At 64.5% G+C, this 22672-nt stretch carries 19 protein-coding genes; 9 read left to right on the top strand and 10 right to left on the bottom strand.

Features of this window, described 5'->3' with window-relative positions:
• Positions 1-87 precede the first annotated feature (87 nt).
• The 3 genes from ilvD to ompA all read left to right on the top strand — a co-directional run bounded on the left by ilvD (position 88) and on the right by ompA (position 4905).
• Positions 88-1929: a dihydroxy-acid dehydratase gene (gene ilvD / locus C2U37_RS08330; RefSeq protein ID WP_043153414.1), complete on the top strand. Its 1842-nt coding sequence runs from the start codon at positions 88-90 to the stop codon at positions 1927-1929.
• 64 nt (positions 1930-1993) lie between these two features.
• The gene (ilvA, locus tag C2U37_RS08335) at positions 1994-3526 is read left to right on the top strand and encodes a threonine ammonia-lyase, biosynthetic (RefSeq protein WP_041211987.1); all 1533 of its coding nucleotides are present in this window, start codon (positions 1994-1996) and stop codon (positions 3524-3526) included.
• Between the two features lie 248 nt (positions 3527-3774).
• The gene (gene ompA / locus C2U37_RS08340; protein ID WP_104452107.1) at positions 3775-4905 is read left to right on the top strand and encodes a porin OmpA; all 1131 of its coding nucleotides are present in this window, start codon (positions 3775-3777) and stop codon (positions 4903-4905) included.
• A gap of 52 nt (positions 4906-4957) precedes the next feature.
• Here ompA and C2U37_RS08345 read toward each other — a convergent pair whose 3' ends face one another.
• Positions 4958-5353, bottom strand: coding sequence for an HPP family protein (locus C2U37_RS08345; protein WP_174213895.1), 396 nt, complete (start codon positions 5351-5353; stop codon positions 4958-4960).
• 150 nt (positions 5354-5503) lie between these two features.
• Here C2U37_RS08345 and C2U37_RS08350 point away from each other — a divergent pair, with 150 nt between their 5' ends.
• On the top strand, positions 5504-6043 hold the full coding sequence (locus C2U37_RS08350; RefSeq protein ID WP_039039676.1) for a TetR/AcrR family transcriptional regulator: 540 nt from the start codon (positions 5504-5506) through the stop codon (positions 6041-6043).
• Here C2U37_RS08350 and priA read toward each other — a convergent pair.
• Positions 6040-8247, bottom strand: coding sequence for a primosomal protein N' (gene priA, locus C2U37_RS08355; RefSeq protein WP_104452108.1), 2208 nt, complete (start codon positions 8245-8247; stop codon positions 6040-6042). The two genes, C2U37_RS08350 and priA, sit on opposite strands and share 4 nt — an antisense overlap.
• A gap of 147 nt (positions 8248-8394) precedes the next feature.
• Between priA and rpmE the strand changes: the two genes are divergently transcribed.
• The 3 genes from rpmE to C2U37_RS08370 all read left to right on the top strand — a co-directional run bounded on the left by rpmE (position 8395) and on the right by C2U37_RS08370 (position 11596).
• On the top strand, positions 8395-8610 hold the full coding sequence (gene rpmE, locus C2U37_RS08360; RefSeq protein ID WP_010676078.1) for a 50S ribosomal protein L31: 216 nt from the start codon (positions 8395-8397) through the stop codon (positions 8608-8610).
• 116 nt (positions 8611-8726) lie between these two features.
• Positions 8727-10160 (top strand): DUF2867 domain-containing protein, encoded by a 1434-nt coding sequence (locus tag C2U37_RS08365; RefSeq protein ID WP_104452109.1) that lies wholly within the window; start codon positions 8727-8729, stop codon positions 10158-10160.
• 179 nt (positions 10161-10339) lie between these two features.
• Positions 10340-11596, top strand: a complete 1257-nt coding sequence (locus tag C2U37_RS08370; protein WP_104452110.1) for a malic enzyme-like NAD(P)-binding protein — start codon at positions 10340-10342, stop codon at positions 11594-11596.
• 73 nt (positions 11597-11669) lie between these two features.
• On the opposite strand, the gene C2U37_RS08375 is transcribed toward C2U37_RS08370, so the two are convergent.
• The 4 genes from C2U37_RS08375 to trmA form a co-directional block, all read right to left on the bottom strand.
• Positions 11670-11852, bottom strand: a complete 183-nt coding sequence (locus C2U37_RS08375) for a hypothetical protein (protein WP_010676075.1) — start codon at positions 11850-11852, stop codon at positions 11670-11672.
• Positions 11853-11906: 54 nt separating this feature from the next.
• The gene (rstB, locus tag C2U37_RS08380; protein WP_104452111.1) at positions 11907-13232 is read right to left on the bottom strand and encodes a two-component system sensor histidine kinase RstB; all 1326 of its coding nucleotides are present in this window, start codon (positions 13230-13232) and stop codon (positions 11907-11909) included.
• A 228-nt stretch (positions 13233-13460) separates the two neighbouring features.
• On the bottom strand, positions 13461-14168 hold the full coding sequence (gene rstA, locus C2U37_RS08390) for a two-component system response regulator RstA (RefSeq protein ID WP_104452112.1): 708 nt from the start codon (positions 14166-14168) through the stop codon (positions 13461-13463).
• A 265-nt stretch (positions 14169-14433) separates the two neighbouring features.
• On the bottom strand, positions 14434-15567 hold the full coding sequence (trmA, locus tag C2U37_RS08395) for a tRNA (uridine(54)-C5)-methyltransferase TrmA (RefSeq protein ID WP_104452113.1): 1134 nt from the start codon (positions 15565-15567) through the stop codon (positions 14434-14436).
• A 169-nt stretch (positions 15568-15736) separates the two neighbouring features.
• Between trmA and C2U37_RS08400 the strand changes: the two genes are divergently transcribed.
• Positions 15737-16858 (top strand): DUF5610 domain-containing protein, encoded by a 1122-nt coding sequence (locus C2U37_RS08400; protein WP_104453205.1) that lies wholly within the window; start codon positions 15737-15739, stop codon positions 16856-16858.
• Between the two features lie 94 nt (positions 16859-16952).
• The gene (locus C2U37_RS08405) at positions 16953-17486 is read left to right on the top strand and encodes an ATP--cob(I)alamin adenosyltransferase (RefSeq protein ID WP_104452114.1); all 534 of its coding nucleotides are present in this window, start codon (positions 16953-16955) and stop codon (positions 17484-17486) included.
• Positions 17487-17640: 154 nt separating this feature from the next.
• On the opposite strand, the gene malZ is transcribed toward C2U37_RS08405, so the two are convergent.
• From malZ to yegD, 4 genes are all read right to left on the bottom strand, one after another.
• On the bottom strand, positions 17641-19470 hold the full coding sequence (malZ, locus tag C2U37_RS08410; RefSeq protein WP_029314873.1) for a maltodextrin glucosidase: 1830 nt from the start codon (positions 19468-19470) through the stop codon (positions 17641-17643).
• Positions 19471-19715: 245 nt separating this feature from the next.
• Positions 19716-20564, bottom strand: coding sequence for an HDOD domain-containing protein (locus C2U37_RS08415; protein WP_039039670.1), 849 nt, complete (start codon positions 20562-20564; stop codon positions 19716-19718).
• 69 nt (positions 20565-20633) lie between these two features.
• Positions 20634-21053 carry an META domain-containing protein gene (locus C2U37_RS08420; RefSeq protein WP_104452115.1) on the bottom strand — a complete coding sequence of 140 codons (420 nt, stop codon included), beginning with the start codon at positions 21051-21053 and terminating at the stop codon, positions 20634-20636.
• A 178-nt stretch (positions 21054-21231) separates the two neighbouring features.
• Positions 21232-22593: a molecular chaperone gene (gene yegD / locus C2U37_RS08425; RefSeq protein WP_104452116.1), complete on the bottom strand. Its 1362-nt coding sequence runs from the start codon at positions 22591-22593 to the stop codon at positions 21232-21234.
• Positions 22594-22672 lie beyond the last annotated feature (79 nt).

Raw genomic sequence — 22672 nt, forward strand, 5'->3', positions numbered from 1 at the left:
CCTTCACCAGGATCGATTCCCGATCCGCGAATCACACATTCATGTTGAAAGACAATGCGCCCCAGGGGCATTCAGGGAGTAGAGACAATGCCGAAGTTGAGATCCGCCACCACCACCCACGGACGTAACATGGCCGGGGCCCGCGCCCTCTGGCGTGCCACCGGCATGACCGATCAGGATTTCGGCAAGCCCATCATCGCCGTGGTCAACTCTTTCACCCAGTTCGTGCCGGGCCACGTCCACCTCAAGGATCTGGGCCAGCTGGTCGCCCGCGAAATCGAGGCGGCTGGCGGGGTCGCGAAGGAGTTCAACACCATCGCCGTGGATGACGGCATCGCCATGGGCCACGGTGGCATGCTCTATTCCCTGCCGTCCCGCGAACTCATCGCCGACTCGGTGGAGTACATGGTCAACGCCCACTGCGCCGACGCCATGGTCTGCATCTCCAACTGCGACAAGATCACCCCGGGGATGCTGATGGCTGCCCTGCGCATCAACATCCCGGTGATCTTCGTCTCCGGCGGCCCCATGGAAGCGGGCAAGACCAAGCTCTCCGACCAGATCATCAAGTTGGATCTGGTGGACGCCATGATCCAGGGTGCCGACCCCAAGGTCTCCGATGCACAGAGCGATCAGATCGAGCGCAGCGCCTGCCCCACCTGCGGCTCCTGCTCCGGCATGTTCACCGCCAACTCCATGAACTGCCTGACCGAGGCACTGGGTCTCTCCCAGCCGGGCAACGGCTCCCTGCTGGCGACCCACGCCGATCGCGAGCAGCTGTTCAAGCTGGCGGGCCAGCGTATCGTCACTCTGGCCAAGCGCTGGTATGAGCAGGACGATGCCTCGGCACTGCCGCGCAACATCGCCACCAAGGCGGCGTTCGAGAACGCCATGGCGCTCGACATCGCCATGGGCGGCTCCACCAACACCGTGCTGCACCTGCTGGCGGCAGCCCAGGAGGCGGGTGTCGACTTCACCATGGCCGACATCGACCGCATGTCCCGCAAGGTGCCCCAGCTTTGCAAGGTGGCGCCCTCCACCCAGAAGTACCACATGGAAGACGTGCACCGCGCCGGCGGCGTGGTCGCCATCCTGGGTCAGCTGGAAAAAGCGGGCCTGGTGCACGGGGATACCCGCAACGTGCTGGGTACTTCTCTGGTAGAGCTGCTGGCCGAATATGACGTCAGTCGCAGCAATGACAAGGGGGTTCACGACTTCTACCGTGCAGGTCCTGCCGGCATCCGTACCACCAAGGCGTTCAGTCAGGATTGCCGCTGGCCCGAGCTGGATCTGGACCGCGCCGAGGGGTGCATCCGCTCCTTCGATCACGCTTACAGCCAGGAAGGTGGCCTGGCGGTCCTCGCTGGCAACCTCGCCCTCAACGGGGCCATCGTCAAGACTGCCGGGGTGGACGAGGAGAACCTCACCTTCCGCGGCCCGGCCCGGGTATTCGAGAGCCAGGAGAGCGCGGTGAGCGGCATTCTGGACGGCACGGTGAAAGCCGGTGAAGTGGTGGTGATCCGCTACGAGGGCCCGAAAGGGGGCCCCGGTATGCAGGAGATGCTCTACCCCACCACCTATCTGAAATCCATGGGATTGGGCAAGGCGTGTGCCCTCATCACCGACGGTCGCTTCTCCGGCGGTACCTCGGGTCTCTCCATTGGCCACGTCTCCCCGGAGGCGGCCTCTGGCGGCACTATCGGTCTGGTGGAGGATGGCGACATCATCAACATCGACATCCCGGCCCGCAGCATGGTGCTGGAGGTGGCCGACAGCGTGCTGGCTGCTCGTCGCGCCGCCGTCTCTGCCCGTGGTTGGAAGCCGGTCGATCGTCAGCGCGAGGTCTCCTTTGCCCTGCGTGCCTACGCCATGTTCGCCACCAGCGCCGACAAGGGCGCGGTGCGCGATCGCACCCTGCTGGGGGAGTGAGAGGATGAACTGTCATGATATGGGCGCATTGCGCGCCCTTCGCCACGAGACGGGGGTATAAACCATGGTCTCTGCGGCGGATTATCTACGCAAGGTACTGCTCTCCCCCGTCTACGAGGCGGCGAGGGTCACCCCTTTGCAAACCCTGAAGAAACTCTCCGAGCGGCTTGGCAATCACGTCAGCCTGAAGCGGGAGGATCTGCAACCGGTTCACTCCTTCAAGCTGCGCGGCGCCTACCACAAGATCGCCACCCTGACCCAGGAGCAGAAAGAGCGCGGCGTCATCGCCGCCTCCGCCGGCAACCACGCCCAGGGGGTCGCCCTGTCGGCCGCCAAGCTCGGCATCAAGGCGATCATCGTGATGCCCAAGACCACGCCGGACATCAAGATCGACGCGGTGCGCCGTCAGGGCGGCAACGTCATGCTGTTTGGCAACAGCTTCGATGAGGCTTACGGCGAGAGCCGCCGCCTCGCCGAGTTGGAGGGCTACACCCTGATCCCGCCGTTCGACGACGTCGAGGTGATCGCCGGTCAGGGCACCATCGGCAAGGAGCTGCTGGAGCAGGATACCCACCTCACCCACGTCTTCGTGCCGGTGGGCGGCGGCGGCCTGGCCGCCGGGGTGGCGGTCTACATCAAGCAGCTGCTGCCGGATGTGAAGGTGATCGGGGTGGAGGCGGAGGGGTCCGCCTGCCTCAAGGCCGCGCTGGCGGCCGGCGAGCCGGTCAATCTGGAGCGGGTCTCCCTGTTTGCGGACGGGGTGGCGGTCAAGCGCATCGGCGAGGAGACCTTCCGGCTGTGCAACCAGTATCTGGACGAGGTGGTGACCGTCTCCAACGACCAGATCTGCGCCGCGCTCAAAGACATCTTCGACGACTGCCGCGCCATCGCCGAGCCGTCAGGGGCCTTGTCGCTGGCGGGCCTCAAAGCGTACAGCGAGCGAGAGCAGGTCAAGGGTGGTCGGATGGCGGCCATTCTGTCCGGCGCCAACGTCAACTTCCACAGCCTGCGCTACGTTTCCGAGCGCTGCGAGATCGGCGAGAAGCGCGAGGGCATGCTGGCGGTGACCATCCCCGAGCGCAAGGGGGCCTTCCTCGACTTCTGCCGTCAGCTGGGGCCCCGCATGGTGACCGAGTTCAACTACCGCTACGCCGATGCCGAGCAGGCGTCGCTGTTCGTCTCGGTGCGCCTCACCGGCGGTGACGAGGAGCTGGGCCAGATCATCGATCAACTCGGCGGCAACGGTTATCCGGTGGTCAACATGACCGAGAGCGAGTTGGCCAAGAACCACGTGCGCTACATGATTGGCGGCCGCCCGGCCCGGCCCCTCGGTGAGCGTCTCTACAGCTTCAAGTTTCCGGAGCAGCCTGGCGCCCTGATGCGCTTTCTCGAGACCCTGGGCTGTCGCTGGAACATCAGCCTGTTCCACTACCGCAACCACGGCGCCGACTACGGACGGGTGCTCTGCGCCTTCGAGCTGCCGGACGAGGACGTGGCGGCTTTCCACGACTACCTGCACGAGATTGGCTACGGCTGGAAAGAGGTGAGCGAGGATCCCGCCTACCGCCTGTTCCTGGCGAGCCAGGGCAGTCAGTGAGCGGGGAGCCATCCCCTTGCCAGATGAAAAACGAAGAGCCCGGCTCTTCGTTTTTTTATGGGCAACGCGCCGGCCCCCATGATTGGGGGCACGGTGGCTGATAATGTCGGCAATATCACACTCCTGAGTCCCTGGTCGTTTGAGGCTGGTTGCAGATGGGATAATCTGAATGCGGGGCTTGGGTTCAGGGCCCCGTCAGGGAAGAGAGACGCAGCCGCGTCATAACAATTCATTGCAGGGGCTCATCCATGAACAGATCTATGCTCGCCGTCCTGATCGGCGCTTTGATGGCAACAGGGACGGTGCAGGCTGCCGCCCAGGACAACACCTGGTATGTCGGCGGCAAGGCCGGCTGGTCAAATTATTACGGGGTGGATTACAACGCTCAGGTCGAAGAGCTGTTCGATGCGACCAAGGTGAACGAGAACAGCGATGATCTCGGTCTGGGGCTGTTTGCCGGTTATCAGGTGAACAGAAACGTGGCGATTGAGCTCGGCTATGACTGGCTCGGCAAGTATCAGGTGGACAAGCACTACTCGGGCAACGGGGTTGATTTCGCACTCGATGGCGAGGCCAAGGCCCAGATGGTGCAGGCCACCATGAAGATCATCCTGCCTGCAACCTCGGCACTGGATATCTACGGCCGTCTCGGGGGGGCCTATGCCTGGACCGAGAGCTCACTCAACGTCAGGGCCAGCGATGGCACCAGCAGCCTCTCCGAATCCCATGAGGGCAACAAATATCATGGTGCCGCCTTTGTCGGGGCGCTGGGGGTCGAATACGCCATCGACAAGGATTGGGCCGCCCGCCTCGAATACCAGTACACCACCCCCCTTGGCAAGACTTCCCTCGACGAGTCAGGCATCGAGATGGACAACGGCCTGCTGTCGGTCGGCATGCTCTATCGCTTCGGCCAGATCGGCGAAGAGCCGGTGGCACCAACGCCTGCGCCCGAACCTGCGCCCGCCCCGGCCCCCGTGCTGGTGGAGAAACAGTTCAGCCTGGATTCCGATGTGCTGTTCGAGTTCAACAAGGCGACCCTGAAGCCAGCCGCCAGTCAGGCCCTCGACAACCTGTTTGCCCAGATCCTGGCGGCCAATCCGAAAGACGGGGTGGCGACGGTGATCGGTCATACCGACCGCATCGGCTCGGAGGCCTACAACCAGTCCCTCTCCGAACAGCGTGCCCGCACGGTGGCGGATTATCTCATCGCCAAGGGATTGTTTGCCGACAAGGTGCGTGCCGAAGGGCGGGGAGAGTCTTCGCCCGTGACCGGGGGCAGCTGCCCGGATGGCGCCAAGGCGCAGATGATCGCCTGCCTGGCCCCAGATCGCCGGGTCGAGGTACGCCTGACCGGGGTCTCCCAGGTCGCCGAATAAGCCATCTTTGCCTTGCTATTAAACAACGAGGGGGCCTTGGCCCCCTCGTTGTTTATGTGGTTGTGAGTCGTGACGTTTGCAGCCGCCTGGCGCAATGACTCACCATGATCAGCAGCAAGGCGCCGGGCAGCACTGTTTGCCAGAGGAAAGGCCAGGACTGGGTGGTGAGCAGGATCAACAGTGGATTGGCTCCGGCAGGGGGGTGGATCAGCCCCAGTCCCTGCATGAGTGCAATGGACAGGCCCACACCCAGCGCCAGCTTGAGTTCCATCGGTAGCGGTAGCAATTGCACCACCAACCCCACGGTGGCCGATAACAGGTGGCCTCCCAGCACGTTCTGCGGACGGGCCAGCGGACTGTCCGGCAGTGAGAAGAGCAGCACACAGCTTGCCCCGAACGGTGCCATCAACAGGGTCGACTGCCAGCTCATGTCCAGCCAGCCGAGCAACATTATGGCCAGGCAGGCACCGAGCCCTGCCAGCCAGGCACTTCGCCATCGTCTTGTTTCCATCTCCTGTCTCCTTGTCTGTGCCGGATCACTTGATCCAGCCTGCGACATTAGGTAGACAGATCGGTGTACTTCAAGAGGAAAGTCACCATGAGCGACAAACGGCAACAGCTGATGACGACAGCCTATCGGTTGTTCAATCGTCACGGCTTTCACGCCACCGGCATCGATCGCATCTGGGCCGAGGCAGGCAGTACCAAACGCACCCTCTATCGCCACTTCCCCACCAAGGATGCCTTGATCGAAGCGGTGCTGATGGCGCGGGATGCGGAGTTCTTTGCCCTGCTCGATGCCAGGATGGATGGGGTGTCGGGGCGGGAGGCCAGGTTGCTGGCGCTGCTCGATGGCTTTGCGGACTGGTTTGGTCGCAGCGACTTCTACGGCTGCAACTTCATCAACGCGAGCGCCGAGTTCTCCGATCCTCGCCATCCGGTGCGCAAGCTGGTGGTGGCCCACAAGCGGGCGTTGCTGAACTGGGTCAGGGAGGCCCTCGAATGCACCGAGGTGCAGGCCACCGGATTATGCCTGCTGCTGGAAGGGGCCGTGGTGATGGCCCACAGCTATCAGCAGCCCCTGGCTTTGGAACAGGCCAGGGTGTTGGCGGAGGCCGTGCTGGCAGAGCCGCGCTAGTTCAGTTCCGTGGGGTCGATATCCAGACTCCAGCGCACCCGCTTGGTCTCGGGCCACCCCTCCAGCTCCTTCACCGCCCAGTCGAGCAGCTGGGCCAGCGGTGCCCGGCTGGGCCCCTGCACCAGCAGCTGCATGCGAAACTTGCCCGCCTTGCGCTCCATGAAGCCGCTGATGGGCCCGAGCACCTGCACCTGGGGGTAGCGGGCGCTGCGCAGGGTATCGGCGAGGCGGGCGAGGAATAACTGCACCTCGTCCCGGCCGTTGGCCTCGGCCCTGAACAACCCCTGATGGCTGAAGGGCGGCAGCCCCAGCAGGCGACGCTCTTTCAGCGCGGTATCGGCGAAGTGGCCATAGCCGTTCTGGGTCAGATCCTGCAGCAGGGCGTGTTCGGGATGGTGGCTCTGCAGCACCACCAACCCGGGTTTGCTGGCACGACCAGCCCGGCCCGCCACCTGGGTGTAGAGCTGAGCCAGTTTCTCGGCAGCGCGAAAATCGGCGCTGAACAGGGCGCCATCCACATCCAGCAGGCCCACCAACGTCACGTCCGGGAAGTGGTGGCCCTTGGCCAGCATCTGGGTGCCGATCAGGATCTTGTACTTGCCCGCCTTGATGTCGCCGAGGTGGGTTTCGAGTTCCCCCTTGCGGCGGGTGTTGTCCCGGTCGATGCGCACCACCGGATATTGCGGGAACACGGTGCCGAGCAGCTGCTCCAGCTGCTCGGTGCCGACCCCGGAGCCGATGAGCTCGCTGCTGCCGCACTCGGGGCAGTGATGGGGCAACGGGCGCACGCTGTCGCAGTGGTGGCAGTGCAGCCGTCGCCCGGCCTGATGCCAGGTGTACCAGGCGTCGCAGCGCTCGCAGGCGGCACTCCAGCCGCACTGGTGGCAGATAAGAGCCGGGGCATAGCCACGACGGTTGAGAAACAGCATTACCTGGTTGCCCGCCGCCAGATGCTCTGCCATCAGCTGTTCCAGCTGGGGGGAGAGCCCGGCCTGCAGCCGCACGTTCTTGATGTCCAGGATCACCTGACGAGCAGTCTGGGCGTTGCCGGCGCGGCGAGTGAGCGTGAGGTGGTGATACTTGCCGCTACGGGCGTTGTGCAATGTCTCCAGCGACGGGGTGGCAGATCCAAGCAGGATGGGAATGCCGGCGCGATGGGCCCGCATCACCGCCAGATCCCGCGCGTGGTAGCGAAAGCCGTCCTGTTGCTTGAAGGAGCCGTCGTGCTCCTCGTCGATGATGATGATGCCGAGGTCCTTGAACGGCGTGAACACCGCGGATCGGGTGCCGATCAGAATGGCGGCCCCGCCGTCGCGGCAGGCCAGCCAGGCATCGAGCCGCTCCCTGTCGTTCATGGCGGAGTTCATCGCCACCACGGGCACGTTGAAGCGGCGCCGGAAGCGGTTGATGGTCTGGGGGGTGAGGCCAATTTCCGGCACCATCACCAGCGCCTGCTTGCCCGCCTTGAGCAGGGGCTCGAGGATGCTGAGGTAAACCTCGGTCTTGCCGGAGCCCGTGATGCCGTCCAGCAGGAAGGCTCCGAACTTGTTGCTCTGGCTGGTGACGGCGGCCACCGCCAGCGCCTGCTCGCCGTTGAGGCGCAGCCCCTCCCCCGGCTCGAAGCGGGTGGCCCAGTCGCCATCATGGCTAGGCTCCAGCGAGCGCTTCTCCAGCAGTCCCTTCTTCTCCAGCGCGGTGAGGGCTGCGCTCTGGATCTCCTCCTGTTTGAGGGCGGAGGGGGTCTGCGGCCCCTTGCGCAGCAAGGCGAGGGCCTGCTGCTGCTTGGCCGCCCGCTTGAGCTCGTTGAGGTCGATGGCCATGCCCGCATCGGTGGCAAACCAGAACTCCAGCTCCCGATAGGCGGCGGGCTCCCCCTTGCGCACCAGCACCGGCAGGGCGTGGGGCAGTACCTCTCCCAGCGGGTGCTGGTAGTAACCGGCGCTCCAGGCCATCAGCGCCAGAATGTCGGGCCCCAGCACGGGGGCGCTGTCGAGCACCCTCTTCAAGGGCTTTAATTTGTTGCGGGGGACCTGGCTCTCGGTCGGGTGATCCACCACCAGACCGACCAGGGTCTGCGGGCCGAACGGGATCTCGACCCGGCAACCGGGGGCAGGCAAGGGCAGGGGAGAGAGATAGTCGAAATGACGGCGTAACGGCACCGGCACAGCCACACGAACCAGATCCAGCGTTTGGGAAGAATTCACCAGGGGTTGCCTATTTTTTCTGCGAAGCCACTTGCCTGATCTCAGGCGTTTCCTATATTATTCGCAGCCTTTGAAACTGTGTTCAACAATCGTGTGGTGTCCGACAAGAGATCGGATGGCGACACGGCCTGATAATTGAGGTTGTCCATGAAAGCTGGTATCCATCCTGACTACGTAGCCATCACCGCCAAGTGCTCTTGCGGTAACGTCATCAACACCTTCTCTACCATCGGTAAAGATCTGAACCTGGACGTGTGCTCCGAGTGCCACCCGTTCTACACCGGCAAGCAGAAAGAAGTTTCTAGCGGCGGCCGCGTAGACAAGTTCAACAAGCGTTTCGGTGGCTTGACCTCCAAGAAGTAATCTTGCTTCTGAAGAATTCTGAAAAAGGCGCCCATCGGGTGCCTTTTTTATTGGCCGCCATTCTGTAATTCCCCGCTTTGCCCTATGGTGTTGGCTCAACCAAGGGAGAAGAGCCGATGCGCACATGTCTGGTGATGGGAGCTGCCGGGTACATAGGATCCTACCTGGTGCCTCATCTGCAGGGTCTGGGGTACAGGGTCATCGCCGGGGCCCGTCGTCCCTGCCGTCTGCCGGAGGGGGTGGCGTTTCGCCTCGCCGACAGCCTCAAGCCTGCCACCCTGCCCCCTGCGCTGGCGGGGGTCGACACCGTCTTCTATCTGGTACACGCCATGGGGGCGGGGGCCGGTTTTCACCGGCTGGAGCAGCAGGGAGTGAAGAACTTCGCCGCCGCCGCCCGTGCCGCCGGGGTGCGCCGTATCGTCTATCTCGGCGCCATCCAGCCCGAGCCCTGCAACAGTCGCCACCTCAACTCCCGGCGCTACTGTGGGGAGCTGTTTCGCAGCGCAGGGGTGCCCACGGTAGAGCTGCGTGCCGGCATCATCATAGGCCCCGGCTCGGCGGCGTTCGAGGTGATGCGGGATCTGGTGTACAACCTGCCCATGATGGTGACGCCCAAGTGGGTGCGTTCCCGCACGCCCCCCATCGCCCTCTCCAACCTCTTGCACTATCTGGGCGGGCTGGTGGAGGCCGACGGGGTGGATGGCCAGATCTTCAATGCGGCGGGCCCCGAGCTGCTCAGCTACCAGCAGCAGCTCCAAAAATTCGCCGCCCATATCGGCAAACGCTGCCCCATCATTCCGATCCCCTTTTTGAGCCCCCGGCTCTCCGCCTGGTGGCTGCAGTTCGCCACTTCGGTTCCCCAACCCATCGCCAAGGCGCTGGTGGGGGGGCTCAAGCACGACATCCCGGCGGATGACGGCCCCTTGCGCGCCCTGCTGCCCCAGCATCTGCTCAGCTTCGATGAGGCGCTGGCGGAGAGCCTGGCGCTGGAGCAGAGGCTCGGTGCCGAGCAGCACGGGGAGGAGACGCCCCTTGGTCTGCGCTGGCGTCATCCCGAATATGGCTTCTACGACCGCACCGCCAGCGGGGAGGCGGATTGCCTCGCCGCCCCCGAGGTGATGTGGCAGGTGTTGCAGCAACTGGGGGGTGAGCAGCGCTACTTCTACATGAACGAGCTGTGGGTGGTGCGCGAATGGATGGATCATCTGATCGGCGGCCCGGCCCGGACCCGGGGACGCACCAACCCGGATCGCTTCGTGAAGGGGGACATGCTGGACTCCTGGCAGATCCTCGGGGTGGATGAAGGACGCAGGCTGGATCTGCTGTTCAACATGAAGGCCCCCGGCGTCGGTCGGCTGGAGTTCAACATCCAGCCCCTGGAGTCCGGCCTGACCCGGCTGCGGGTGACGGCCCACTGGCATCCGCAGGGGGCCTGGGGGCTGGCCTACTGGCTTGCCATGCTGCCGTTTCACCTCTTCATCTTCCAGGGGATGACGGAGGCCATCGCCCGGCAGGCAGAGGCAAAAGCCGGCATTCCAGTCATGGATTGAAATCGAATCTATAACTAATTGGGTAGTTTTGGGTGGCATGACATGCTACTGACTAGCCTGTCATTGCTAGCCAGCGATATTTTATGCTGTGAAAGGGCGGGGGATTTCTTTATGATCCTCAGCCCTCGCCCGCTGGCGAGCCAACGCATCACTCATTCATTTCCGTATCGGGGTCCCCCATGTCCGATCAGCAGCACGATCTCCGCCAACAGGCACTCGACTACCACGCCCAACCCGTTCCGGGCAAAATCGCCATCGCCCTCACCAAGCCCGCCGAGACCGCTCGCGATCTGGCGCTGGCCTACAGCCCGGGCGTTGCCGAACCGGTACGCGAGATCGCCGCCAATCCGGCCGATGCCTACCGCTACACCGGCAAGGGCAACCTGGTGGCCGTCATCTCCAACGGCACCGCCATTCTGGGGCTGGGCAATCTGGGCCCGCTGGCCTCCAAGCCGGTGATGGAGGGCAAGGCCCTGCTGTTCAAGCGCTTTGCCGGCATCGACGCCATCGACATCGAGGTGAAGCACGAGACCAGCGCCCAGTTCATCGATACGGTGGCCGCCATCGCCGACACCTTCGGCGGCATCAACCTGGAAGACATCAAGGCCCCCGAGTGCTTCGAGATTGAAGAGGCGCTGATCGCCCGCTGCGACATCCCGGTGTTCCACGATGACCAGCACGGTACCGCCATCGTCACCGCCGCCGGGCTGCTCAACGCGCTGGAAGTGCAGGGCAAGGAGATTGGCACCAGCCGCATCGTCTGCATGGGCGCCGGTGCCGCCGCCACCGCCTGCATGGATCTGCTGATCAAGTGCGGGGCTGCGCCGCACAACATCTTCATGCTGGACCGCCAGGGTGTGATCCACAGTGGCCGCACCGATCTGAACCAGTACAAGCAGCGTTTCGCCAACGACACCCCCCTGCGCACCCTGATGGAGGTGATCGAGGGGGCTGACGTCTTCGTCGGCGTCTCCGGCCCGGACGTACTGCCCGCCGAGGCGGTGGCCCTGATGGCCCCCAACCCGGTGATCTTCGCCTGCTCCAATCCGGACCCCGAGATCAAGCCTGCCCTGGCTCACGGAGTGCGCGGGGATCTCATCATGGGTACCGGCCGCTCGGACTACCCGAACCAGATCAACAACGTGCTCTGCTTCCCCTTCATCTTCCGCGGCGCCCTCGACGCCCGTGCCAGCCGCATCAACGATGCCATGAAGATCGCGGCAGTGGAGGCGATCCGGGCTCTGGCCAAGGAGCCGGTACCCGCAGAGGTGCTGACCGCCGCTGGCGTGAGTGAACTCGCCTTCGGCAAGGATTACGTCATTCCCAAGCCCATGGACGCCCGCCTGCTGCCGCGGGTTGCCTGTGCCGTGGCACTGGCGGCGGTTGCCTCCGGGGTGGCCCGCATCGAACTGCCGGCGGATTACATGCTGGGTTGAGTCACGGCAAGCGCGTAAAAAACAGAAGGGGCCCCCTGTCGGGGGCCCCTTTTTCATGACGGAAGCGGGCAGCTTACTTGGTCTTGGGGGCAACCTTGACGGCCGGCGCCTTGGCGTGGGCAGCCTTGTGATGCTTTTTCACGACCTTGGTCTGGGTGGCGTGGGGAGCGGCGGCCTTGGTCGGGGTGGCGGCCATGGTGAAGCCGGAGGTCAGGGCGAAGACAGCGGCCAGAGTCAGGGGGATCAGCTTGTTCATATTCCAGTTCCTCGTTCGGTTTGATGACATGGAGCGTTTCTCCATGACTTCATCCTAGGGTTGTTCGACCTGCGGTTCAGTGAGCGACTGGTGACGGTTTGTATCCAAATGTACGGGCAGGGTCAGGCAGAAACGGGCACCGCTGCGGCTTGGCAGCAGTTGCACCTCGCCGCCGTGGTGGCGGGCGATGCTGCGCACGATGGCCAGCCCCAGCCCGGCGCCGCCGGTGCGTCTGTCCCGGCTCTGATCCAGGCGCACGAAGGGCTCGAAGATTTGCGGGGCCAGCGCGGGATCGATGCCGGGGCCATCGTCGGCCACCTCCAGCAGATAGTCGTCCCCCTGTCGCGCTATGCAGAGGCTTGCCTGGCTGGTGGCATGGCGCAGGGCGTTGCCGATGAGGTTTTCCAGCGCCCGGTCCAGCAATCGGGTGTCGCCGCGCCAGGGCAGAGCCATGGCCGGGCGCACGAAGTCGAGCCGCTTGTCCGGTCGCAGGGCCTGCCAGTCGGCCAGGCGGCTTCCGGCCCAGCTGCCGAGCTCCAGATCGCTGCATTGCAGCGGCAGTTCGGGGCGATCGAGCCTGGCATAGGTGAGCATCTCCTCGATGAGGGCATCGAGGGTGCCGAGGTCCCGCTCCAGCCCCTGCTGCTCCTCGGGTGAGGGAGGCTCGGCCAGCATGGCGAGGCGATAGCGCAGCCGCACCAGGGGGGAGCGCAGCTCGTGGGCGATGGCGTCGGTCAACTGTTTGCGACTGGCCAGCATGGCCTGCAACTGCTCCGCCATCTGGTCGAAGGTGCGGCCAACCCGGCTCAGGCTGCTGCCGGGCGGCAAACCGGTGCGACAGGAGAGATCCCCGTCGCCGACCCGGCGGGCGGTCTGTTCGAGCTGTTGCAGGCCGCGCCAGTGGGGGCGCAGCCAGAGCAGGATGGGCAGGCCGAGGGAAAGGCCGATGAGCAGCAGCAGCCCCACGTCCACCCAGTGCAGCTCGTGCAGGTAGGAGAGGTAGGGGACGGGGCCGACGATCAGCACCTTGTCGGTGTTCGGGATGCGCTGCAGGAAGGTGTCATCCTCCTCGACGATGACGATGTTGCCCGCCTCGAGGAAGGCCTGATCCTCGCTGGCCAGGGGCTGGTTGGCGAGGACGCCGATCTGCAGCGGCAGATTGAGCTGGCGGCTCTGCTCGCCGGTGCGGGTGGCCCAGTGTTCCGGCGGCAGCCGGGCCAGCTCGCCAGTGAGCAGGCCGAGGGAGCCTTGCATCATCCGCTCCAGATAACGGTCCCCCGCCCGCTCTGCACTGACCTGATAGACCAGCCCGATGAGCAGAATGGCGAGGGTGAAGCAGCCTATCAGCAGCAGATAGAACTGGATAAACAGGCGTCGCATCGGGGCTCTCCTCTTGCCTGGATTGCGTCTGGACATTGCCTTGTTGCCCCTCATCCCCAACCCTTCTCCCGCAAGGGGAGAAGGCTGAGTGCATCAAGGTCATTCGGCGGGGCTTATTCCCAGGCCTGGGGCACCAGCAGGTAACCTTTCTGGCGCACCGTCTTGATCCAGATCGAGTTGTTGCTGTCATTCCCTGGCTTCTGGTGTGCAGGCGTGTGAGACACCAGCTCATTCCCAAGCCTGGGGTACGAGTAGATAACCCTTCTGGCGCACCGTCTTGATGCGGGTCGGGTTGTTTCTGTCATCCCCGAGCCGGCGGCGCAGACGGGAGATGGCCACGTCCATGCTGCGATCCTGGCCGTCGTAGTCGCGCCCCCGCAGGCTGCGAAACAGCGCCTCCCGCCCCAGGATCTGGCCGGCGTGGCAGGCCAGCTCCCACAGGAGGTCGAAATCGGCGGTGGAGAGGGGGATGCTCTCCCCATCGAGGCGCACGTCCCGACCCGGGCCGTCTATCTGGAGGCGGCCGAACTGCAGGCGCTGGGGCGGGGCGGCGGGGACCACGGCCTGCTGGCTCTGCCCCTGCTGGCGAAACTGGACTCGCAGCCGGGCCAGCAGCACCGGGGGGGGCGTGGTCTTGAGGATGTAGTCGTTGGCCCCCAGCTCCAGGCTCAGGATCTGGTTCATGTCGCTGTCGAGCGAAGTGAGCATGACGATGGGGCCGGCAAAGCGCGGGCGCAGATCCCGGCACAGGGAGAGGCCATCCTGCCCCGGCAGCATGATGTCGAGCAGCACCAGATCCGGCTGCTCGGCCAGGGCCCTGTCGAGAGCCCGGTCACCCCGGGTCTCCAGCAGCACCTCGATGTCGTGGCGACCGAGCCAGCTGCTGATGAGCTGGCCAATCTCGGGATCGTCTTCAACAAACAGAACGCGTGGCATGGTGGCGTGATTCCCCGGTCATGGCGTGAGTGGGCGTGTCGCCAGCATAACGGCTGCGTCCGCGCTCTGCACCGGGATAACTAATCAATGCGGGGGTTTTTGCCCCTTCTCCCGGGGGAGAAGGGGGGACAGGATGAAGCGGTTGGTATCGGGCCGCCCCCACTTGTCCCGTGGCGGGTCGGGGCGGCGCGATGAGGCAGGATCCGTGCCCTTCAGTGGCCATAGCGGCTCCGGCTGCCATGGAGCAGCCGGGGAACCGCCCGGATCAGCCGCCCTTGCGCTTCAGGTACACCCCGGCTTCCATGTGGTGGGTCCAGGGGAACTGGTCGAACAGGGCGAAGCGGGCGATCTCGTGGGTTTCACCGAGCACGGCCATGTTGGCCTGCAGGGTCTCTGGGTTGCAGGAGATGTAGAGGATGTTGTCGTAATCCTGCACCAGCTTGACGGTGGCGTCGTCCAGACCGGCCCGGGGCGGGTCGACGAAGATGGTGTTGCACTGGTAGGCGCCGAGATCGACCCCCTTGAGGCGGTTGAACTCCCGCTCGCCGCGCATCGCCATGGTGAACTCCTCCGCTGACATGCGCAGGATGATCAGGTTGTCGACGCCGTTGGCGGCGATGTTGAATTGGGCGGAGTCCACGCTCGGCTTGGCGATCTCGGTGGCCAGCACTTTGCGAAAGTTCTGCGCCAGGGCGATGGAGAAGTTGCCGTTGCCGCAGTAGAGCTCCAGCAGGTCCCCCTCGCTCCCCTTGGTCACGTCCAGGGCCCAGCCCAGCATCTGTTCGTTGATGGCGGCGTTGGGCTGGGTGAAGCTGTTTTCCACCTGCTTGTAGACCAGCTCGCGCCCCTGCACGGTCAGGCGTTCGATGACGAAGTCATCCCCCAGGCAGATCTTCTGCTTGTGGGCGCGGCCAATCAGTTGCAGCTCGAACCCCTTGGCACGCAGGTCGGCCTGCAGCGCCTCGGCGGCCTGCTGCCACTCGGCTTCCAGCTTGCGGTGGTAGAGCAGGCTGACGCAGATCTGGCCGGACTGGGTGGAGAGATAGTCGATCTGGAACAGCTTCTTGCGCAGCACGGGGTGCGGGCGTAGCCCGGCCAGCAGCACCGGCATCAGCCGGTTGATGAGCAGGCTGGCGGTGGGGAAGCTGTCGACCCGGATGATCTCCTTGGTGGCCGGTGCATACATGCAGTGGAAGAGGTCGTCCCCCTCGTGCCAGATGCGGAACTCGGCGCGCATCCGGTAGTGCTCGGCGGGAGAGGCGTGCAGCTCCAGCGCAGGCGGATTGAAGGGGGCGAACAGCTGGGTGAGGCGATCGCGCTTCTCGTCGAGCTGGGCCTGGTAGTCGGCAGGAGTCCGTCTGCCCTGGGCGTCGGCGGAAGAGGGCTGGGATTGAGTCATGGATATCTCGCATGCACCGGGCTGAGCCGGGGAAAGACCGGGGGAAGGCCGCAGCCAACCAAAGGGTGGGGATTTTAAAAGGCCGTTGCGGATTGTCCAAGTTTTTTGTGGTCAAGAAGTGGCCAGTCGGGCCGATAACCGATCCACCACTATAGGCGGGAGAGTAATGATGCAAATTGATGGCATGGGCGCAGCCCAACCCAAGGGAGTGGGCATTGCTCCCAAATCGCCTCAACAGACGGAGTCGAAGACGGCGGACAAGGGGGATGAGGTCTCCCTGAACAAGCCCCCGAAATGGGCCCAGGTGCTGATCCAGCAGGCGCTGCAATTTGCGCTGGAGATCAACGGCCAGGGCTACAAGGCACCCAAGGTGAAGGAACCCCAGGAGATCACCCCGGAGACCCTGTTCGATTTCCAGTCGGTGGCGGACAACGTGTTGCAGTTCGTCACCGGGCGGATAGGCGCGGCCCGTGCCGACGGCAAGTCCGACGACGACCTGACCAAGATGATGGAGCAGGCCCGCAAGGGGGTGGACAAGGGCTTCGGTGACGCCAGGAAGCAGCTCGGTGACTGGGCGGACAACGAGGACATCAAGACCGGCATGGATCAGAGCTACAAGCTGATCCAGAAGGGGCTCGACGAGTTCGAGAAGGAGTTCTTCGGCAAGGTGTCGACCACGGATCTGGGGGATGCCAGGATGGCCAGCCGCCAGCAGGCCCTCCTCGAGATCGAGACCCGGGACGGGGACAAGGTGATGCTGCGCTTCAGCGACAGCTGGCAGTTCAAGTCCCAGAGCGACGGGGGTGGCAGCCAGTTCAGCCTCAAGTCGAGCCAGAGCTTCGACTTCTCCCTGGAGGGGGATCTCGACAGTGCCGAGATGGATGCCATCGGCACCCTGGTCAAGGGGCTGGACGAGCTGGCCGGGCAGTTCTTCAAGGGGGGCGACGGCAAGACCCTGGCGGACGGGCTGAGCGGGCTGCAACTGGATGACAGCCAGCTGGTCTCCTACTCCCTCAAGCTCAAGCAATCGGCCAAGTTGAGTCAGACCTACCAGGGGGCCAGTTCCCTGCAGGAGAGCCTCAAGCCCCTGGCGGACTACCTGCCGAGGCTCAGCCGGTTGCAGCAGCAGGCCGACGCCCTGCTGCCCCCTTCCCAGCAGGAGGCGCTGACACCCACCGTGCTGGCGGCGCGGGGTCAGGACGGGGCGACCCAGGGGGCAGGCTTCATGGGCTTCAACCAGCGGATGCTGGAGGCCATGCGGCTGCTTGGCCAGCAGATGGCGACCGGCTAGTCTGGTGACGCCCCCGTGATGCCGGCGGGGGCGGGGTGTTTGCCAGCCCGTCCCCGGGCTGGCACACTGCCCTTTTCCCCAGCCCGGCGATGCCATGAACCCCAAGAAGCCAAGAGACAAGCGCGAGCTCTGCTACCCCTTCATCTTCGAAACCCAGTTCCAGTGCGACTACGAGATCGCCACCGACGAGCTCTGCTGCCAGGTGGGGGCCGTGCTCTCTCATCTGATACCGGATGAGGATACCCAGCCCGTGATGGCGGATCTGGCGACCCTGCAGCGGCTCATCTACAACCTCAACGGCTCGGTGCGGGGACGGCTCGGCATCTTCGAGGAGGATCTGGACTGGCTGAAGGGACGGTACGATCACTACAACGAGGCGAGTCGCGGCCGGGTGACCGGCTTCGTGCTGCCCCAGGGGCCCCAGCCCATTCCCACCCTGCACCTGTGCCGCTGTGGCAGCAAGAAGGTGGTGCGTCTGCTGGTACGCCTGGAAGAGAGCGGCGTGCGCTTCGATCCCATCCTCTATCGCTTCGCCAACCTGCTGGCCAACTTCTTCTTCGTGCTCACCGTCTACCTCAAGCAGGCGTGGGATGTGACCGAAGTCCCCTATGTCAGCATCAACTACTGATGAAGAGATGATGTTTGATGCATTCGTCGCATCACACATGGCGGCGTAGGGCTATCGGATCGAAAAACAGCGATGAGGCAGCATCCGTCACTTCGGGGGATGCAGGCATAAAATAACCGGCGCCCCGAGCGCCGGTTTTCTATTGCCGCTATCCCTAGCTCGACAGCAGTACCCTGGCGGAGTTGGCCGGGATGGTGAGCTGCACCTCCCCCTGCACCACCTCGAACTTGTCGCCGTTGAAGGCGTCGGTGAAGCGGCTGGCGGGGCTGGCGGTCTGCCACAGGGGCAGGCTGATGGTGCGCGGCTCCGTGGGGTGGCGGTTGCAGGCGACCACCACCTGATCGCTTTGCAGGGTACGGGCGAACACATAGCTGTGAGGGCCGGCGTAGAGGGTCTGGATGTCTCCCCGACGCAGGGCCGGGCGCTGGCGGCGCAGCTGGATCAGGCGGCGATAGTGGTCGTGCAGCACGTGATCCCAGTCGGTGGTATCCCAGGGGAAGCAGCGGCGGCAGTCCGGGTCGTTGCCGCCGGAGAGCCCCACCTCGTCGCCGTAGTAGATGGAGGGCACGCCGATGTAGGTGATGAGCAGGGTGGCGGCGAGTCGCATCCGCTGCTTGTCTTCCCCCAGCAGGTGCAGGAAGCGGGCGGTGTCGTGGCTGTCCAGCAGGTTGAACTGGGCCAGCTGGTTCTTGAACGGAATATGGGCCCGCGCCAGCTTGAGCCAGTGATCCAGCTCGGTGGCGCTGATCTTGATGGGATGATAGGCAATGTCCTGCCCCGCCAGGAAGGCGCGGATGGGGTGGGCGAAGCCGTAGTAGTTCATCGCGCCATCCTCCTGATCCCCCTGCAGCCACTGGCTCGCCTCGAAGAAGTGCTCGCCCAGCACGTAGGCGTCCGGATTCTCCTGCTTCACCGCGCCGCGAATGGCGCGCACATGGCCGCGATTGCCCTCGGCAGTGCCCCGCTCCCCCAGCATGTGGATGACGTCAAAGCGCCAGCCATCGATCTGGTAGGGGGCGCGCATCCAGTAGCGCAGAATGGCGTTGTCTGCCCGATAAACGGCGTCCTGCACCTGTTCACTTGAGAAATCCAGCTTGGGCAGGCTGCGGATCCCTTTCCAGCTAACATAATCCCCTTCCTGATCGAAGGTGTAGAAGCTGCGCCAGGGGGAGTCCGGGTTGCTCTGGGCGCCCAGCGGCGGGCAGAACCAGGGGTGCTCGGTGGAGGTGTGGTTGACCACCGCATCCAGGATGATCCTCATGCCGCGCTGGTGCAGGTTGCGGGTCAGCTCGGCAAACTGGGCATTGGTACCGAGGTGCGCATCCACCTTGAAGTAGTCCTGGGTGTCGTACTTGTGGTTGCTCGGCGAATCGAAGATGGGGTTGAGGTAGAGCGCCGTCACCCCCAGGGATTGCAGGTAGTGCAGTTTGGCGTCGATGCCCGCCAGATCCCCGCCGTAGAATTCACAGGCGCCGTGCCCCTCTTCGTGGCGGCTGACCGGCTCGCCCCAGGCCTTGCTGATGACCGCCTTGCCCCTGTACTCGTACTCGTGATGCTTGACGCTCAGCGACGGGTCGCCGTTGCAGAAGCGGTCGGGGAAGATCTGGTAGAACACCTGATCCTGCACCCAGGCCGGGGGCTGGTGATGGCTGTTGAAGCGGAAATGCTGCTCCCGCGGCGGCATGGCGGCGCTGACGCCTGCCCCGTGCAGCCACCACTGCTCCTCGTCGGTGAGGCACTTGAAGCAGTAGAGGTGGATCTCCTGCCCCCTGGCCAGCGGCAGTTCGACCTGCCAGACCTGAAGCCTGTCCCGGGTGGCGACCGGCGTCATGGCGACCAGATACTCCTCGTTGTCCGGCTCGTGGCGCAGCCACACCTCGCGGATGGGGGCGTCCAGCTCGCTGAACAGGGTGAGCTGCAGGGTGTCGGCACTCTCTTTGAACCAGGGTGCCGCCTGGGGGTGAAACAGGAAGGGATGGGTCATGGTATCTACTGTGTCAGAGAGGCTCAGGAATGGGGGATGGGCGCAGGCCATCTTATCCCGTCCATGGGCGTGTGTATGTGACAACCGGCCAGAATGAGACGGTGCTTCCGGCTTGGCTGGGCGGTCTGCCGTGACGCTATGGGGTCAGCAAATCGGCCAGGGCGTTGCCCTGTTCGTGCAGCTGTTCGAGCTGATCCGCCAGAATGAGACGGGGATCCGGCTCCTGCTGATCGGCCGTCGTACATCTACTGGGTCAGCAAATCGGCCAGGGCGTTGCCCTGCTCGTGGAGCTGCTCCAGCTGATCCGCCAGGCTGGCGGGATCCAGCCCCAGCTGGTCAGCCAGGGTTCTGGGGAAACGGGCGATGATGGCCTGTGCCGGTACGCCGGCCTGCCAGGCGAAGGAGACGAAGACGGCGAGCCGGATGAGCACGGCCTCCTTGCTGACCGGATCGTGGGAGAGGGGGTCGAGCTGCTGGGCGATGGCATCCACGAAGGCGGGCGACAGGTTCCAGCGCCGCGCCAGCTCTGCGCCGAGCTGGGCATAGTCGTAACCCAGCATCTCCCGCTGGGCATCGACCCGGCTGCTGCCTTTCTCGATGGCCAGATTGATGAGCCCCGCCTCTTCCGGCAGGGTGCTCTGGATCAGCAGCTCGCCGATGTTGTGAATGAGGGCGCAGGTGAAGGCGGTCTCGGGATCCACCGAGGTGGTCTGCTGTGCCAGGGTGCGGGCAATGGTGGCGACCTGGAAGGTCTGGGTCCAGAAGTGGAGCTTGTCAAAGCCGGGGGGGGCCTTGAAGCTGCTGATGATGCCGGAGGCGACCACCACGGAGCGCAGGCGGTTGAAACCGAGGCGGATCACCGCCTGTTCGATGGAGGTGATTTCATTGCCACGGCGCAGGGCGGCGGAGTTGGCCATCCGCAGTACCTTGACGCTGATCACCTGGTCCATGGCGATCTTGGCCGCGATCTCGTCGATGCGGGCATTCTCGTCGTTGAAACTCTGCATCAGCTCGTGCAGCAGTTTCGGAATTGTGGGCAGTTGCTTGATCTTGCCAAACAGGCGATCCATCGACATGGCTGAGGCAGCCTCCATTGCTAACAATGCCTCATATTGTGCCACAGCCTGGCCAGTTGTTCCTGCTGGCGAGCGGTTTTGTGAGCCCTAGTACACCCAGTCTTGCAGTCTGTATTCCAAACGGTGCCGTTTTCCCTGGAGGATCAGGGTCTGGGTGGAACCGCTCAGTGTGGCCCCCTCCGTCAGGGTGGTGAGGACGGCCTGCTCTATCAGATCGAGCTCGGGGGGACAGGCCATGGCGGTGCTGCCGAGGCTGGTGACCCAGAGCTTGTTTCCCTTGAGGTGACCTTGGCCGAAGTAGCGGTTGCAACCGGCGATGCCGTTGACGGTGAAGTGTTCACCGATCTCGATGTCGGGGGGATTGCTGCGGCGGCTGGCGATGGCCTGGCCATCCAGCCGATCGAGCACCCAGTGATGGTGTTGCAGATCTTGCGAGGCAAAGCGGGGAGCACTGCTGCAGGCGCTGAGCAGAAGCAGGGCGAGCAGCAGTAGCAGGTATCTGGGCATTGAAGGGGCTCCGGTGGTGGGTATGACAAGCATACCCGTCCCCGGGCCCGGGCGGCAGGGCGAGGGGGGAGGAGCCCGACCGCTTCTGTCGCCCCGGGGGAAGAGGGGGTGTCGGCAAATGGCAACACCCGCCCCGAGCGAACCTGTCTACCGGTTGCCCATGGCTCCCCTGGCCGTTTCAGTCCGCAAACAGGCGCTCGGCATAGCGGGCGAGGCCCGAGGCCACCGAACCGAAGTCATCACCCCCCTCCAGCGGTACCTTGGGCAGTTTCTGCTGGATGAAGGCCTTGATGAGGGGGGAGCGGGCACTGCCGCCGGTGACGAAGACCCGGTCAGGCTGCACGCCTGCCGCCCGGATCGCCTCGTCCATCAGCTCGCCAATCTTCTCCAGCAAGGGGGCGGAAGCACTGGCCAGCTGGGGGCGGGTGAGTGCCGCCTCCAGCCCTTTTTCCAACTCGTTCAGGGTCTGGTGATTGTGCTCGTGGTCGGAGAGGGCGATCTTGCCCTGCTCGGCGCGCCACACCAGTTGATGGCTCAGCTTGTGGGCCCGCAGGCTGGCGAGGCGCGGGAGCTTGCTGCCCGGCTGGCTGTCGAGCTGGAGATCCTGCAACTGGCGGGCGGTATCCAGGCTGTAGAAACGGCTCTGGGCACTGACGTCATTGATGGCGGCGGCGTCCCAGAACAGGGGATGGGGCAGCGGCTTGCCGGTCTTGAGGGTCTCGTGCATGCCGAGCAGCGGCATCATGCCCTCCACGGTCAGGCGGATGTCGAAGTCGTTGCCCCCGATGCGCTGGCCGCTGTGACCGAGCAGATCGCCGCTGCGATCCAGCTGGTCACGGTGGCTCGGGCCCATGCGCAGCACGGAGCAGTCGGTGGTCCCGCCCCCGATGTCCACCACCAGCACCACCGCATCCTCGGTGAGGCGCGCCTCGAACTCGAAGCCGGCGGCCACCGGCTCATAGAGGAACTCCACCCGCTCGAACCCGGCGAGGCCTGCCGCCTCGCTCAGGATGGCGATGGCCTGGCGGTTGCTCTCTTCCCCCGCCAGTCCCTGGAAGTTGACCGGTCGGCCGATCACCGCCTGGCGGATGGTGCTGCCCGTCTGCTGCTCCGCCTCCCGGCGCACGTGCAGCATCATGGCGCAGACGATGTCCTCGAACAGGGCGATCTGGGGAGCCTTGAGGCCATAGGCCCCGAGAAAGGATTTGGGGGACTTGATGTAGTAGCCCTCGTCCGGCTCTTCCAGATAGCGCGCCAGCGCCGCACCGCCGAAGCTCAGCTCGTCGATGAGTCCCTCTTCGCGCATTTGGCGGCGCACCGCCTGGGCCCGGGTCACCACGGGACCGCGCAGCTTGAGGTATTCGCTCTGCTGGACGGGGGCCAGCCCTTCGGCCAGGAGGCCGGCGATGGCGTCCCGGTGGGGGGCGTGCAGGGTGGAGGGAAGGTAATGGGAACCGGAGAGGGTCAGCAGCCTGGGGCTGCCCTGTTCCATCACGGCGACGGCACAGTTGGAGGTACCGTAATCAAATCCGATGAACATGCTGGCCAGACTCCTGTACAAAAAAGGGCTGGTAGCCTACCCGATGCCGCCGGGTCTCACAACCCGGCGGCGGGATCAA

It is taken from the genome of Aeromonas sp. ASNIH1 (assembly GCF_002934285.1).
Lineage (GTDB): Bacteria > Pseudomonadota > Gammaproteobacteria > Enterobacterales > Aeromonadaceae > Aeromonas > Aeromonas caviae.

Coding starts and splice junctions, on each gene's coding strand:
- C2U37_RS08365 (WP_104452109.1), top strand. CDS start 8,727: ATGCGCACATGTCTGGTGATGGGAGCTGCCGGGTACATAGGATCCTAC.
- C2U37_RS08415 (WP_039039670.1), bottom strand. CDS start 20,564: ATGGAGGCTGCCTCAGCCATGTCGATGGATCGCCTGTTTGGCAAGATC.
- ilvD (WP_043153414.1), top strand. CDS start 88: ATGCCGAAGTTGAGATCCGCCACCACCACCCACGGACGTAACATGGCC.
- C2U37_RS08400 (WP_104453205.1), top strand. CDS start 15,737: ATGCAAATTGATGGCATGGGCGCAGCCCAACCCAAGGGAGTGGGCATT.
- C2U37_RS08375 (WP_010676075.1), bottom strand. CDS start 11,852: ATGAACAAGCTGATCCCCCTGACTCTGGCCGCTGTCTTCGCCCTGACC.
- C2U37_RS08370 (WP_104452110.1), top strand. CDS start 10,340: ATGTCCGATCAGCAGCACGATCTCCGCCAACAGGCACTCGACTACCAC.
- yegD (WP_104452116.1), bottom strand. CDS start 22,593: ATGTTCATCGGATTTGATTACGGTACCTCCAACTGTGCCGTCGCCGTG.
- ilvA (WP_041211987.1), top strand. CDS start 1,994: ATGGTCTCTGCGGCGGATTATCTACGCAAGGTACTGCTCTCCCCCGTC.
- ompA (WP_104452107.1), top strand. CDS start 3,775: ATGAACAGATCTATGCTCGCCGTCCTGATCGGCGCTTTGATGGCAACA.
- rstB (WP_104452111.1), bottom strand. CDS start 13,232: ATGCGACGCCTGTTTATCCAGTTCTATCTGCTGCTGATAGGCTGCTTC.
- malZ (WP_029314873.1), bottom strand. CDS start 19,470: ATGACCCATCCCTTCCTGTTTCACCCCCAGGCGGCACCCTGGTTCAAA.
- rpmE (WP_010676078.1), top strand. CDS start 8,395: ATGAAAGCTGGTATCCATCCTGACTACGTAGCCATCACCGCCAAGTGC.
- C2U37_RS08405 (WP_104452114.1), top strand. CDS start 16,953: ATGAACCCCAAGAAGCCAAGAGACAAGCGCGAGCTCTGCTACCCCTTC.
- trmA (WP_104452113.1), bottom strand. CDS start 15,567: ATGACTCAATCCCAGCCCTCTTCCGCCGACGCCCAGGGCAGACGGACT.
- C2U37_RS08420 (WP_104452115.1), bottom strand. CDS start 21,053: ATGCCCAGATACCTGCTACTGCTGCTCGCCCTGCTTCTGCTCAGCGCC.
- C2U37_RS08350 (WP_039039676.1), top strand. CDS start 5,504: ATGAGCGACAAACGGCAACAGCTGATGACGACAGCCTATCGGTTGTTC.
- rstA (WP_104452112.1), bottom strand. CDS start 14,168: ATGCCACGCGTTCTGTTTGTTGAAGACGATCCCGAGATTGGCCAGCTC.